The 13853-nt window shown below is 57.6% G+C and carries 14 protein-coding genes; 8 read left to right on the forward strand and 6 right to left on the reverse strand.

The window, feature by feature from the left end; translation table 11 throughout:
* Positions 1–184 precede the first annotated feature (184 nt).
* The 5 genes from lldP (at position 185) to trmL (ending at position 5835) form a co-directional block, all read left to right on the forward strand.
* Positions 185–1840, forward strand: coding sequence for an L-lactate permease (gene lldP / locus IM265_RS19010; RefSeq protein ID WP_045630254.1), 1656 nt, complete (start codon positions 185–187; stop codon positions 1838–1840).
* A complete protein-coding gene (gene lldR, locus IM265_RS19015; protein ID WP_047366928.1) occupies positions 1837–2610 on the forward strand; it encodes a transcriptional regulator LldR in 774 nt (257 codons plus the stop codon). The genes lldP and lldR overlap by 4 nt, the downstream gene beginning before the upstream one ends.
* Positions 2607–3794, forward strand: a complete 1188-nt coding sequence (lldD, locus tag IM265_RS19020; protein ID WP_047363326.1) for an FMN-dependent L-lactate dehydrogenase LldD — start codon at positions 2607–2609, stop codon at positions 3792–3794. The genes lldR and lldD overlap by 4 nt, the downstream gene beginning before the upstream one ends.
* Positions 3795–3974: 180 nt before the next feature.
* Positions 3975–5315 carry an aromatic acid/H+ symport family MFS transporter gene (locus IM265_RS19025; RefSeq protein ID WP_193031569.1) on the forward strand — a complete coding sequence of 447 codons (1341 nt, stop codon included), beginning with the start codon at positions 3975–3977 and terminating at the stop codon, positions 5313–5315.
* Between the two features lie 46 nt (positions 5316–5361).
* Entirely contained in the window at positions 5362–5835 is a 474-nt protein-coding gene (trmL, locus tag IM265_RS19030; RefSeq protein WP_193031567.1) for a tRNA (uridine(34)/cytosine(34)/5-carboxymethylaminomethyluridine(34)-2'-O)-methyltransferase TrmL, read from the forward strand.
* Here trmL and cysE read toward each other — a convergent pair.
* The 5 genes from cysE to IM265_RS19055 all read right to left on the reverse strand — a co-directional run bounded on the left by cysE (position 5832) and on the right by IM265_RS19055 (position 8941).
* A complete protein-coding gene (gene cysE / locus IM265_RS19035; RefSeq protein WP_008502718.1) occupies positions 5832–6653 on the reverse strand; it encodes a serine O-acetyltransferase in 822 nt (273 codons plus the stop codon). The genes trmL and cysE overlap by 4 nt on opposite strands.
* A 74-nt stretch (positions 6654–6727) precedes the next feature.
* Positions 6728–7747 carry an NAD(P)H-dependent glycerol-3-phosphate dehydrogenase gene (gene gpsA / locus IM265_RS19040; protein ID WP_045630251.1) on the reverse strand — a complete coding sequence of 340 codons (1020 nt, stop codon included), beginning with the start codon at positions 7745–7747 and terminating at the stop codon, positions 6728–6730.
* Positions 7747–8214 (reverse strand): protein-export chaperone SecB, encoded by a 468-nt coding sequence (secB, locus tag IM265_RS19045; RefSeq protein ID WP_003860835.1) that lies wholly within the window; start codon positions 8212–8214, stop codon positions 7747–7749. The genes gpsA and secB overlap by 1 nt, the downstream gene beginning before the upstream one ends.
* Before the next feature lie 32 nt (positions 8215–8246).
* Positions 8247–8498, reverse strand: coding sequence for a glutaredoxin 3 (grxC, locus tag IM265_RS19050; RefSeq protein ID WP_028015037.1), 252 nt, complete (start codon positions 8496–8498; stop codon positions 8247–8249).
* Positions 8499–8509: 11 nt separating this feature from the next.
* Complete coding sequence (locus IM265_RS19055) at positions 8510–8941, reverse strand: rhodanese-like domain-containing protein (RefSeq protein WP_014882007.1); 432 nt, start codon at positions 8939–8941, stop codon at positions 8510–8512.
* Positions 8942–9187: 246 nt separating this feature from the next.
* Between IM265_RS19055 and gpmM the strand changes: the two genes are divergently transcribed.
* The 3 genes from gpmM to IM265_RS19070 are packed head-to-tail and all read left to right on the forward strand — an operon-like array spanning position 9188 to position 12961.
* Positions 9188–10732: a 2,3-bisphosphoglycerate-independent phosphoglycerate mutase gene (gpmM, locus tag IM265_RS19060; protein ID WP_193031565.1), complete on the forward strand. Its 1545-nt coding sequence runs from the start codon at positions 9188–9190 to the stop codon at positions 10730–10732.
* 33 nt (positions 10733–10765) lie between these two features.
* Positions 10766–12025 carry a murein hydrolase activator EnvC gene (gene envC / locus IM265_RS19065; protein WP_231940812.1) on the forward strand — a complete coding sequence of 420 codons (1260 nt, stop codon included), beginning with the start codon at positions 10766–10768 and terminating at the stop codon, positions 12023–12025.
* Between the two features lie 3 nt (positions 12026–12028).
* Positions 12029–12961, forward strand: coding sequence for a divergent polysaccharide deacetylase family protein (locus IM265_RS19070; RefSeq protein WP_074147980.1), 933 nt, complete (start codon positions 12029–12031; stop codon positions 12959–12961).
* A 3-nt stretch (positions 12962–12964) separates the two neighbouring features.
* Here IM265_RS19070 and IM265_RS19075 read toward each other — a convergent pair whose 3' ends face one another.
* On the reverse strand, positions 12965–13765 hold the full coding sequence (locus IM265_RS19075; RefSeq protein WP_126818399.1) for a glycosyltransferase family 2 protein: 801 nt from the start codon (positions 13763–13765) through the stop codon (positions 12965–12967).
* Positions 13766–13853: the final 88 nt, after the last annotated feature.

The following is a 13853-nucleotide window of genomic DNA, read 5'->3' on the forward strand; positions in this document are numbered from 1 at the left end:
CCCGGTTCACAATTCCATCATTTCCGCTCACAAAACCATTGCCACTCCATAACATCTGGTTAACTATTCATTGTCATTAACCCTACAACACAATATTGGCAGGACCACCTTTACACAGTTTGTGACGCAGAGTTGAGCGGAGACTCACCCGCAGCACAGGCTGTCTGGTCCCCAGGAGACCTGCATGAGCCTCTGGCAACAAAACTACGACCCGGCCGGCAATATCTGGCTGTCGAGCCTGATCGCATCGCTACCGATCCTGTTCTTCTTCTTTGCGCTGATTAAGCTCAAGCTGAAGGGCTACCTCGCCGCGACGTACACCGTTGCCATCGCCCTGTTGGTGGCGCTGTTCTTCTACAAAATGCCGGTTGACCGCGCGCTGGCCTCCGTTGTATACGGTTTCTTCTACGGCCTGTGGCCGATTGCGTGGATCATCATCGCCGCGGTCTTTGTCTATAAAATCTCTGTAAAGACCGGGCAGTTCGACATCATTCGTTCGTCGATTCTCTCCATCACCCCGGACCAGCGTCTGCAGATGCTGATTGTCGGCTTCTCCTTCGGGGCGTTCCTTGAAGGCGCGGCAGGATTCGGCGCACCGGTGGCGATCACCGCCGCGCTGCTGGTCGGGTTGGGCTTTAACCCGCTGTACGCCGCTGGCCTGTGCCTGATTGTGAACACCGCACCGGTGGCGTTTGGCGCGATGGGGATTCCGATTCTGGTCGCGGGCCAGGTGACCGGGCTGGACAGCTTTGAGATCGGCCAGATGGTTGGCCGCCAGCTGCCGTTCCTGACCATTATCGTGCTGTTCTGGATCATGGCGATTATGGACGGCTGGCGCGGCGTGAAGGAGACCTGGCCTGCTGTGATGGTAGCGGGCGGTTCGTTCGCGATTGCCCAGTATCTCAGCTCAAACTTCCTCGGCCCGGAACTGCCGGACATTATCTCTTCCCTGGTGTCGCTGGTCTGTCTGACGCTGTTCCTGAAACGCTGGCAGCCGGTGCGTATCTTCCGCTTTGCGGACATGGGCGCGTCGCATGTGGATCAGACCCTCGCCCGCACGGGCTATACCGCAGGACAGATCGTCCGCGCATGGTCGCCGTTCCTGTTCCTGACCGCCACCGTGACGCTGTGGAGCATACCGCCGTTTAAAGCGCTGTTCGCTCCCGGCGGCGCGCTATACGACATGGTGATTAACATCTCCGTGCCGTTCCTCGACAAGATGGTTGCCCGTATGCCGCCGGTGGTGCACGACGCCACGCCGTATGCGGCAGTATTTAAGTTTGACTGGTTCTCCGCCACCGGGACCGCCATCCTGTTTGCGGCACTCCTTTCCGTGGTGTGGCTGCGCATGAAGCCTGCCGCCGCGGTACAGACTTTTGCGGCAACGATTAAAGAGCTGATGCTGCCGATCTACTCCATCGGCATGGTGCTGGCGTTCGCGTTTATCTCGAACTACTCCGGCCTGTCGTCGACGCTGGCGTTAGCGCTGGCGCACACCGGGCATGCATTCACCTTCTTCTCGCCGTTCCTCGGCTGGCTGGGGGTGTTCCTGACGGGTTCAGATACCTCGTCTAACGCTCTGTTTGCCGCCCTGCAGGCGACGGCTGCGCAGCAGATTGGCGTGTCGGACGTGCTGCTGGTCGCCGCGAACACCACCGGCGGCGTGACCGGCAAAATGATCTCCCCGCAGTCCATCGCCATTGCCTGCGCGGCGGTGGGACTGGTGGGCAAAGAGTCGGACCTGTTCCGCTTTACCGTGAAACACAGCCTGATATTCACCTGCATGGTGGGCGTGATCACCACCCTGCAGGCCTATGTCTTAACCTGGATGATCCCATGATAGTGATGCCCAGACGCCTGTCCGACGAGATTGCCTCTCGCGTGCGGGCGCTGATTGAAGAACAACAGCTGGAAGCGGGCATGAAATTGCCCGCCGAGCGCCAGCTTGCCGCCCAGCTTGGCGTATCGCGTAACTCATTGCGCGAGGCGCTGGCGACGCTGGTCAGCGAAGGCGTACTGGTGAGCCGTCGCGGCGGCGGCACCTTTGTGCGCTGGCAGCATGACGACTGGTCCGAGCAAAACATCGTTCAGCCGCTGAAGACGCTGCTGGAAAACGACCCGGACTACAGCTTCGACATTCTAGAAGCGCGTCACGCCATCGAAACCAGTACCGCATGGCACGCAGCGATGCGGGCAACCGAAGCCGACAAAGAGAAGCTCAAAGCCTGCTTCGAAGCCACGCAAAGCAGCGACCCGGACATCGCCTCCCAGGCGGACGTGCGTTTCCATCTGGCAATCGCCGAGGCGTCGCACAACGTGGTGCTGCTCCAGACCATGCGCGGGTTCTTCGACCTGCTGCAATCCTCCGTGAAGCAGAGCCGCCAGCGTATGTATCTGGTCCCGCCGGTCTTTGCCCAGCTGACCGAACAGCACGAGGCGGTGCTCAACGCCATTCTGGCCGGCGATGCCGAAGCCGCGCGCAAGGCGATGATGGCGCATCTCGGCTTCGTGCACACCACCATTAAACGATTTGATGAAGACCAGGCCCGACAGGCGCGTATTACCCGTCTGCCTGGCGACAGTGATATTTCCAGGGAGAACAAAGCATGATTATTTCAGCAGCCAGTGACTACCGCGCCGCGGCGCAGCGCATTTTGCCGCCGTTCCTGTTCCACTACATCGACGGTGGGGCGTATGCCGAATACACCCTGCGCCGCAACGTGGAGGATCTGTCAGAAGTGGCCCTGCGCCAGCGCGTGCTGAAGAATATGTCTGACCTGAGCCTTGAGACGAAGCTGTTTAACGAAACGCTCTCCATGCCCGTCGCGCTCGCGCCCGTCGGCTTATGCGGCATGTACGCCCGCCGGGGCGAAGTGCAGGCCGCCGCCGCGGCAGATGCCAAAGGCATTCCGTTTACCCTTTCTACCGTCTCGGTCTGTCCGATTGAAGAGGTCGCGCCGACCCTCAAGCGCCCGATGTGGTTCCAGCTGTACGTCCTGCGCGATCGCGGCTTTATGCGTAACGCCCTGGAGCGCGCCAAAGCGGCGGGCTGCTCCACGCTGGTCTTTACCGTCGATATGCCCACGCCCGGCGCGCGCTACCGTGATGCCCACTCCGGCATGAGCGGCCCGAATGCCGCCCTGCGCCGCTACTGGCAGGCGGTAACGCATCCACAGTGGGCGTGGGACGTCGGCCTGAACGGCCGTCCGCACGATCTGGGGAATATCTCGGCCTACCTTGGCAAACCGACCGGGCTGGAGGATTACATCGGCTGGCTGGCGAACAATTTCGATCCGTCGATCTCGTGGAAAGACCTGGAGTGGATCCGCGAATTCTGGGATGGCCCGATGGTGATCAAAGGGATCCTCGATCCGGAAGATGCCCGCGACGCGGTGCGTTTTGGCGCGGATGGAATTGTGGTCTCTAACCACGGCGGACGCCAGCTCGACGGCGTGCTCTCTTCCGCCCGCGCCCTGCCGGCCATTGCCGATGCGGTGAAAGGCGATATTGCCATTCTGGCCGACAGCGGCATCCGCAACGGGCTGGACGTGGTGCGCATGATTGCCCTGGGCGCCGACAGCGTGCTGCTGGGCCGCGCATATCTTTACGCCCTGGCGACGGCCGGTCAGGCGGGCGTGGCAAATCTGCTAAACCTGATCGAGAAAGAGATGAAGGTGGCGATGACCCTGACCGGCGCGAAGTCGATCAGTGAAATCAGCAAGGATTCGCTGGTGCAGGAGCTGAGTAAACTGCCGGCGGCGCTGGCTCCGCTGTCACATGGCGACGCGGCCTAATCCTCTCCCGTTACCCCACCTTTCCCATGCGTCCGATTTCCTCCTCGGGCGCTTTTTTTGTCGAAAATAACACCTGCGTAACATTCTGGATAAGAAAATTTGACACATCCCTCCCGTTCGCAATTGTATAGACAAGCAAATACAAGAACACAAAAACAACATCACATCGGAGGGGAGCGTATGACCTATTCAGGTAAGGTGGATATTCAGCAGGTGATCGACGAGAGTCCTTTTTCAGGGTTTCACTGGCTTCTTATCGTGCTGGGCTTTCTGGTTCTGGCGATCGATGGTTTTGATACGGCAGCGATGGGCTACATCGCGCCTACGCTGTCGGCGGAGTGGGGAATACATAAACAGGATTTGGGGCCAGTGCTGAGTGCGGCGCTGCTGGGGCTGTCGCTGGGAGCCCTTATTGCAGGTCCGGTATCGGACCGGATGGGACGCAAGCGCGTGCTGGTCTTTTCGTGCCTGTTCTTCGGCCTGGCGAGCCTGGGGACGGCCTGGGCGCAAAGCCTGAATACCCTGACACTCTGGCGCTTTCTGACGGGTCTCGGGCTCGGTGCCGCCATGCCAAACGCCATCACGCTGATCTCAGAGTTCGCCCCCCAGCGCTGCCGCGCCATGGCGATTAATACCATGTACTGCGGCTTCCCTCTGGGTGCAGCGGGCGGCGGTGCGATCTCTTCCTGGCTAATTCCCCACCACGGCTGGCGAAGCGTGCTGCTGACCGGCGCGATTGCGCCGCTGATTTTGACCGTGCTGCTGGCGCTGCTGCTGCCGGAATCGGTGAAGTTTCTGGTGCAGCGTGGGAAAGACGTCGCGCAGGTTCGCCGCATTGCCAGCCGGTTCAGCCGCAGTACGCTGGAGAGCGTTACGGGCTTTTTCCTGGCGGAAGAGAAAGCCGCGTCTAAAAAAGGAAGCGTGGGGCAGCTGTTTTCCATGCCCTGGCTACCCGGCACCCTGATGCTGTGGGTGACTTATTTTATGGGGCTGGTGATTTACTACGTCCTGCTTAGCTGGATGCCGACGCTGATGCAGGGGATGGGTTATGCCCTGGCGGCATCCGCCTGGCTCACCTCGCTGTTTACCTTCGGCGGCACCGCAGGCATTCTGCTCGCGGGCTGGATGATGGACCGCTGGGAAGCGCACAAGGTGGTCGCAGGTGGTTTTGTGCTGACGATGGGCCTGATTCTTTTGCTTGGCCTTGAGCATAACCATATCGCCCTGTTTGGCGGGCTGATTTTCCTGATGGGGATCGCGATGAACGGCGCGCAGTCGGGCATGCAAACCCTGGCCGCCACCTTTTACCCTACCGAGTGCCGCGCGACGGGCATCGCCTGGATGCAGGGGATCGGCCGCTTTGGCGGCGTGGCGGGCACCATGACCAGCGCCCAGCTTCTTTCCATGCAGTGGCAGGCAGACAGTATTTTAATGATCCTCAGCGTGCCCGCCCTGCTGGCCGCGGCGGCAACCGTCTACAAAATGCTGTACAGCCGCTCGCAGGAACCCGGCGTCGCGTAGTTCCTCTCTTTTCTGCTATTCTGCCCCCCGCAATTAAGGGGGCAGCATGCTTAACATCGTTTTATTCGAACCAGAAATTCCGCCGAACACCGGCAATATCATCCGCCTGTGCGCCAACACCGGTTTTCGTCTGCACATCATTGAGCCGATGGGCTTTACGTGGGACGACAAACGCCTGCGCCGCGCGGGGCTGGATTACCATGAATTTACCGCCGTGGTTCGCCATCACGATTACGCCGCGTTTCTGGAAGCAGAGAAGCCGCAGCGCATGTTCGCCCTGACCACCAAAGGCACGCCAGCGCACAGCGCCGTGAGCTATCAGGAGGGTGACTATCTGATGTTTGGCCCGGAAACCCGCGGCCTGCCGGCCACGATCCTCGATGCCCTGCCCGCTGAGCAGAAAATCCGTATTCCGATGATGCCGGACAGCCGCAGCATGAACCTGTCGAACGCGGTGTCGGTGGTGGTGTATGAAGCCTGGCGCCAGCTGGGTTACCCGGGCGCCATTCTCAGAGGTTAAATGCCGTCACCATACTCGAAGGTATGGTGAATGCCGTTGAAGTGCTGATCCATATCCATGGACGGCTTATCGCTGTCTGGCTTACCAACGATGCGCGCCGGTACGCCAGCGGCGGTGGTGTGCGGCGGCACGGGCTGGAGCACAACCGACCCTGCGCCAATCTTCGCGCCGCGCCCGACTTCGATATTGCCGAGGATTTTAGCCCCCGCGCCAATCATCACCCCTTCACGAATTTTCGGGTGGCGATCGCCGCTGGTTTTCCCGGTACCGCCCAGGGTAACCGACTGCAGGATCGAGACGTCGTCTTCAATCACCGCCGTTTCCCCGACAACGATCCCGGTGGCGTGGTCGAGCATGATCCCGCGGCCAATCTTCGCCGCCGGGTGAATATCAACCTGAAACGTCACGGAAACCTGGTTTTGCAGGAAGATCGCCAGCGCGCGGCGGCCTTCATTCCACAGCCAGTGGCCAATGCGGTACGCCTGCAGCGCGTGGAAGCCTTTCAGGTAGAGAAGCGGCGTAGAATATTTATCCACCGCCGGATCGCGCGTGCGTACGGCCTGAATGTCGCAGGCGGCAGACGCAATCATTTCCGGGTCAGCGGCGTAAGCCTCTTCCACCACCTCACGAATCGCAATCGCGGGCATGATCGAGGAAGCCAGCTTGTTGGCGAGCATATAGCTCAGCGCGCTGCCGAGATTTTCGTGCTTGAGTAGCGTCGCGTGATAGAAACTGGCCAGCATAGGCTCACAGTCGGCCAGCGCCCGGGCTTCGGCTTTAATGTTATTCCAGACGATATCCAGTTCTTCACACGGCATTGCTTACTCCAGACGATAGTTAATGACCAGCCAGTTCTGCGCTGGCTGGGTCATTCAGGTGACAACGGTTCCGACTAGTTACTGCTGCGCTCGTCCTTGCGCGCACGACCTAATAGGGTCAATGCTGCCTCGCGCGCATTTTTTCCGCAATACAATACCTGATAAATTTCCTCGGTTATTGGCATTTCGACACCAAACCGGTGCGCCAATTCACGGACTTCTTTGGTATTGCGGTAGCCTTCCACCACCTGTCCAATCTTCTCCTGCGCGCTTTTTACATCGCTGCCCTGTCCGAGCATCATGCCAAAGCGGCGGTTACGCGACTGGTTATCGGTACAGGTCAGCACCAGATCCCCCAGACCCGCCATCCCCATAAAAGTGGCCGGATCGGCACCCAGCGCTTCGCCCAGACGGGACATCTCGGTTAAGCCGCGGGTAATCAACGCCGTACGCGCGTTGGCGCCAAAGCCAATACCGTCAGACATCCCGGCCCCGATGGCAATCACGTTCTTCACCGCGCCACCCAGCTGCACGCCGATAAAATCGGGGTTGCTGTAGACGCGGAAGCTCTTGCCGCAGTGCAGCAGTTGCTGGAGATCGTCGGAGAAGGCCTGATCGGTGGATGCCAGCGAGATCGCCGTCGGCAGGCCCGCAGCCAGCTCTTTGGCAAAGGTCGGCCCGGAGATGACCGCCAGCGGGATCTCATCCCCCAGCGCTTCGCGGGCAACGTCCTGCAGCAGACGTCCGGTTTCCGCTTCCAGCCCTTTGGTCGCCCAGACGATACGCGCATCCGGGCGCATCAGCGGCTTGATCTGATTCAGCACGTCGCCAAAGACATGGCTTGGCACCACAATCAAAATGTTGCGGCTGGCCGCCAGCGCGGTTGCAAGATCGCTTTCCAGGTGCAGGGTGTCAGGGAACGGAACGTCCGGGAGAAACGCCACATTGCAACGGTCGCGCTGCAGCGTGGCGATATGTTTTGGATCGTGGCCCCACAGGACCACGTCGTGACCATTTCTTGCCAGCGTGATGGCAAGAGCGGTGCCGTATGAGCCGGCACCGATCACAGTCATTGACGCATTAACAGTGCTCATCAGGCATCCTGATGTTGTTCGGCACCTTCGCCAGCCTGCTGCTGCAGATAGTTCATGAACAGCGCATCAAAGTTCACTGGCGCAAGGTTCAGTTGCGGGAATGTACCGCGAGAAACCAGGCTGGTGATGCATTCACGGGCATACGGGAACAGGATGTTCGGGCAGTATGCACCCAGGCAATGCGCCATCTGGTTGCCTTCGATGCCGCCGATGGAGAAGATACCGCCCTGCTGTACTTCGCACAGGAATGCAGTTTCTTCGCCCAGAGAGGCGGTCACGGTCACACGCAGTACGACTTCATACACGTCATCCGCCAGCTGGGTGGATGCGGTATCCAGATCAAGTTTAACCTCTGGCTGCCAGTCTTTCTGGAAAACGTGCGGCGCATTTGGCGCTTCGAAAGAGACATCCTTGGTGTAGATACGCTGGATCTGGAAAGTCATTTCGGTGTTGTTTTGTTCTGACATGGAAATACCCTTTTTAATTGTCCTAAAGTCTCTTAGCTCAGCAGCGGATCGAGTCCACCACGGGCGTCGAGCGCATACAAGTCATCACAGCCGCCAATGTGCTGCGCATCAATAAAAATCTGCGGAACCGTCGTACGACCACTACGTTGGATCATCTCTTCGCGTTTGATCGCGTCACCGTCGATTGGCAGTTCCTGGAACGTGACGCCTTTGCTGCTCAGCAGCGCTTTCGCACGGTGGCAGAACGGGCACGTCGCTTTGGTGTAGATCTCAATATTGGCCATGACTGAACTCCTTATTTACCGCGAACCAAAGGAAGATTTTCCCCGCTCCAGCCGGAAATCCCTTCTTTCAGTACCGTTACGTTTTCGAAGCCCGCTTTGTAAAGCGCGCTGGCAGATTCCTGCGCCTGCATACCGGTCGCATCCACAACGATAATGGGCTGGGCTTTGTGTTTCTCAAGCTCACCAACGTTGTTGGCTTTGATTTCAGCTGGCAACAGGTTGATTGCGCCGGCAATGTGACCTTTACGGAAATCGTCACGCTGACGCAGATCGACAACGACGGCATCTTCTTTGTTAATCAGACGCGTCGCTTCACCACGGGTGATAACCTTAATCTTAGACGTCAGGCTCTTAAATGTGGTGAACAGCACAGCAGCCAGCAGGCCAATCCACGCGATGCTCAGTACCGGATGGCGGCTAACGAATTGCATAATTTCTTGCATGGAGGGTAACTACTCCCGACTAAGTGATAAAAAAACCAGGACAGGAGTATACCTGTGCGTTCTGGCAAATACAGCCAGCGACCATAACCTAATCCATTTTCTGCGGCATGCCACCTAAAAAAATGCCTCAAAATGGTCCGGTCAGCATCTTGCCCCCGCGTTTTCTTTGATCTTCTGCGGCTATTTGATCGATTCAGCTGTAGTAAAATTACGCAAATTTTGACTCTTGAGCATGAGGTTGTTGCAATGTCGGTTTCTAAAAAACCTATGGTACTGGTGATTCTGGATGGCTATGGCTACCGTGAAGACAGCCAGGATAACGCTATTTTCAACGCAAAAACCCCGGTCATGGATGCACTGTGGGCAAAACGTCCGCATACCCTGATTGACGCATCCGGTCTGGAAGTGGGCCTGCCTGATCGCCAGATGGGCAACTCCGAAGTTGGCCACGTTAACCTCGGCGCGGGTCGTATCGTGTATCAGGATCTGACCCGTCTGGACGTCGAAATCAAAGAACGCACCTTCTTCGCTAACCCGGTTCTCTGCGGTGCGGTTGATAAAGCCGTTGCGGCAGGTAAAGCGGTACACATCATGGGTCTGCTCTCCGCAGGCGGCGTGCATAGCCACGAAGATCACATCATGGCGATGGTTGAACTGGCCGCTGAACGCGGTGCGGAAAAAATCTACCTGCACGCCTTCCTGGACGGTCGCGACACGCCACCGCGCAGCGCAGAAGGGTCCCTGAAAGCTTTCGAAGACAAATTCGCTGCGCTGGGCAAAGGCCGCGTGGCCTCCATCATTGGCCGTTACTACGCTATGGACCGCGACAACCGCTGGGATCGCGTTGAACAGGCCTATGACCTGATGACTCTGGCAAAAGGGGAATTCCAGTTCCCGACTGCGGTTGAAGCGCTGGAAGCCGCTTACGCGCGTGATGAAAACGACGAATTCGTGAAAGCGAGCGTGATCCGCGCTGAAGGCCAGGCCGATGCCGCAATGGAAGATGGCGACGCGCTGATCTTTATGAACTTCCGCGCTGACCGCGCGCGCGAAATCACCCGTGCGTTCGTCAACAGCGACTTCGACGGTTTTGCCCGTAAGAAAGTGGTGAACATCGACTTCATCCAGCTGACCGAATACGCGGCAGATATCAACGCCCCTTGCGCTTACCCACCAGCCTCGCTGGCTAACACCTTCGGTGAGTGGATGGCGAAGAACGACAAAACGCAGCTGCGTATTTCCGAAACGGAAAAATACGCGCACGTGACCTTCTTCTTTAACGGCGGCGTTGAAGAGCCGTTCAAAGGCGAAGAGCGCATTCTGATCAATTCGCCGAAAGTCGCGACTTACGATCTGCAGCCAGAGATGAGCTCTGCGGAATTGACTGAAAAACTGATCGCGGCCATCGAAAGCGGCAAGTACGACACCATCATCTGTAACTACCCGAACGGCGACATGGTCGGCCATACCGGCGTAATGGAAGCGGCAGTGAAGGCGGTTGAAGCGCTGGACCACTGCGTTGAGCAGGTTGCGAAAGCGGTTGAGTCCGTTGGCGGCCAGCTGCTGATCACCGCCGATCACGGTAACGCCGAGCAGATGCGTGACCCGGCAACCGGTCAGGCGCACACCGCCCATACCAACCTGCCTGTTCCGCTGATTTATGTGGGTGATAAATCAGTGAAAGCAGTAGAAGGCGGTAAGCTTTCCGACATCGCGCCAACCATGTTGTCGCTGATGGGTATGCCGATCCCTGAAGAGATGACTGGTAAGCCGCTGTTCATCGTGGAATAATCGCTCCCCATGAGGGGAAAGGCGATTTTTTCAATCACATGGGTCGTGAAGCCGCTTAGGCTATCAGTCAGACCTCTGCTTTGCGCCAGCGCACTCAGCGCTGGCGTATTGCTGTGCGCCGCATCCGCCCACGCGGATGACCGCGACCAGCTGAAATCCATTCAGGCCGATATCGCCGCCAAAGAGCGTGCGGTACGCCAGCAGCAACAGCAGCGCGCCACCCTGCTCGCCCAGCTTAAGCAGCAGGAAGAGGCCATCTCCGCTGCCGCACGTAAACTCCGTGAAACGCAAAACACCCTCACCCAGTTGAACAAACAGATCGACGAGATGAATGCGTCGATTGCCAAACTGGAGCGCCAGCGTGATGCGCAGGAGCGCAACCTCGCAGCACAGTTGGATGCCGCATTCCGCCAGGGTGAGCATACCGGACTCCAGCTGATCCTCAGCGGTGAAGAGAGCCAGCGCGGCCAGCGTCTGCAGGCCTATTTCGGCTATCTGAACCAGGCGCGTCAGGAGACCATTGCACAGCTGAAGCAGACGCGTGAAGAGGTTTCCACCCAAAAAGCGGAGCTGGAAGAGAAGCAGAGCCAGCAGCAGACGTTGCTCTACGAACAAAAAGCGCAGCAGGCGAAACTTGAGCAGGCCCGTAACGAACGCAAGAAAACGCTGTCGGGTCTTGAGTCCTCCATTCAGGCAGGACAGAGCCAGCTGAGCGAAATGCGCGCCAACGAATCAAAACTGCGTAACAGCATTGCCCGTGCGGAAGCCGCAGCGAAGGCGCGCGCCGAAAAAGAGGCCCGCGAGGCGCAGGCGGTTCGCGACAAGCAGCAGGAAGCCTCCCGCAAAGGGACCACCTACAAGCCAAGCGAAAGCGAACGCTCCCTGATGTCGCGTACCGGCGGTCTGGGTTCCCCGCGCGGCCAGGCCTACTGGCCCGTTCGCGGCACTATTCTGCATCGCTATGGCGAACAGCTGCAGGGTGAGCTACGTTGGAAAGGGATCGTTATCGGTGCGTCTGAAGGTAGCGAAGTAAAAGCCATCGCCGATGGCCGCGTGATTCTGGCCGACTGGCTGCAGGGTTACGGGCTGGTGGTGGTGGTCGAGCATGGTAAAGGCGACATGAGCCTTTACGGCTACAACCAGAGCGCGCTGGTCAGCGTCGGCACCCAGGTGCGCGCCGGCCAACCCATCGCCCTTGTGGGCAGCAGTGGCGGTCAGGGCCGCCCGTCACTCTATTTCGAAATTCGTCGTCAGGGTCAGGCGGTCAATCCACAGCCGTGGTTGGGAAGATAAGTTTTGCTTCAATTTCGTCGAATGGTTCTCTCCGTCGTCAGCGCACTGGCGCTGGCTGCACCGGTATATGCAGGTAAACTCGCCATCGTGATTGATGACTTCGGTTATCGACCACACTATGAAAATCAGGTGCTGGCGATGCCGTCAGCCATCTCCGTCGCCGTCCTGCCGAATGCGCCTCACGCGCATGAAATGGCGACCAAAGCGCACAATAGCGGCCACCAGGTCCTCATCCATCTTCCGATGGCACCGCTCAGCAAGCAGCCGCTGGAAAAAGACACCCTGCGCCCGGATATGAGCAGCGATGAGATCGAACGCATCATCCGCGACGCCTACAACAAGGTGCCGTATGCCGTGGGTCTGAACAACCATATGGGTAGCGCGATGACCTCCAGCCTGTACGGTATGCTGAAGGTGATGCAGGCGCTGGAGCGTTACAATCTCTATTTCCTCGACAGCATGACCATTGGCAACAGCCAGGCGATGCGTGCCGCTCAGGGTACGGGTGTGAAGGTCATTAAGCGCAAAGTCTTCCTGGACGACTCCCAGAACGAAGCGGATATCCGCGTGCAGTTCAACCGCGCGGTACAGCTGGCGCGCCGTAACGGTTCGGCGATTGCCATCGGGCACCCGCATCCGTCTACCGTTCGCGTTTTACAGCAAATGCTGCCGACCTTACCTGCCGATATCACGCTGGTACGCCCGAGCGATCTGCTGAACGAGCCGCAGGTGGATACCTCTACGCCGAATTCTGCGCAGCCCGTCCCGACGGCACCGCGTAACCCGTTCCGCGGCGTGAAGCGCTGTGTACCGAAGCAGCCGCTAGAACCGGTCTACGCGACCCGCGTCTTCTCTGTCATCGGAGACAGCATCAGTAACAGTACGCTGGTGAAATACGTCCAGCAGCAGTGGCAGGGATGGGGCAAGAAAGCCTGACGCTTATTTCGCAATCTGAGAGCCCGTCTGCTCATTCGCAACGGGCTCTTTTTTCTCCTGATGCAAATACCAGGATTTGAAATACTTCAAAAAGCTGTAGGCTGTGGCATACAGTCCTGTCGCCACTCCCACTTTACCCTGACGCCAGGCGCCGCTAAACAAATACCATTTAAAAAAAGCCCCGATGGCACTGATGATGCCGCGCCCGATAGAGGGGCGTATTTTATGATATTGTACCAGACGGGTTGTATAACAATTTAATTTGTTAAAAAGCTCATGCAGAGTGGGAAACGTATCATGTTTTACATAGCCCGGAATACATTCACAACGGAGAAAACCTTCCACCTGATCGTCTACCGGTCTGTTATTAAATCGGGACTGTTTACGGTTAAAAAGACGTACAGGGTAATCAGGGGATGAAACAGGATAGATCGTCCGGACTTCTTTACCCAGAACAAACCAGTGGCGGCATATTCGCCATGCCGTTCCGGGGTCAGGCTCATCACCTGCTTTTAACGCTGAAATAGCATCAACTGTTTCCTGGTCAAGAATTTCATCACTGTCGATGCACAGGACCCAGTCATTGCTGGCTAAGGATATGGCATAATTCATCTGCTCGCCATGCCAGCCAAATTTTTTATAGACAGGGAGCAGTCCATAGCTCTCACAAATAAAACGTGTTTTGTCCGTACTGCCTGAATCTACAACGACGATCTCATCCGCTATTTTTAAAAGAGGCGGAATAACATCGTGCAATAATCTTTCAGAATTAAACGTTAATAAGCAGATCGTTATTTTAAACATGTTTCCACTCTCAACAACAGCATAAATGAATATGATTAATACTATATAAATGAGTGGAGATGATTAAAGTCCTGAATCACACTTTTCA

This window comes from Enterobacter cloacae complex sp. P17RS (assembly GCF_014895885.1).
Classification (GTDB): Bacteria; Pseudomonadota; Gammaproteobacteria; order Enterobacterales; family Enterobacteriaceae; genus Enterobacter; species Enterobacter bugandensis.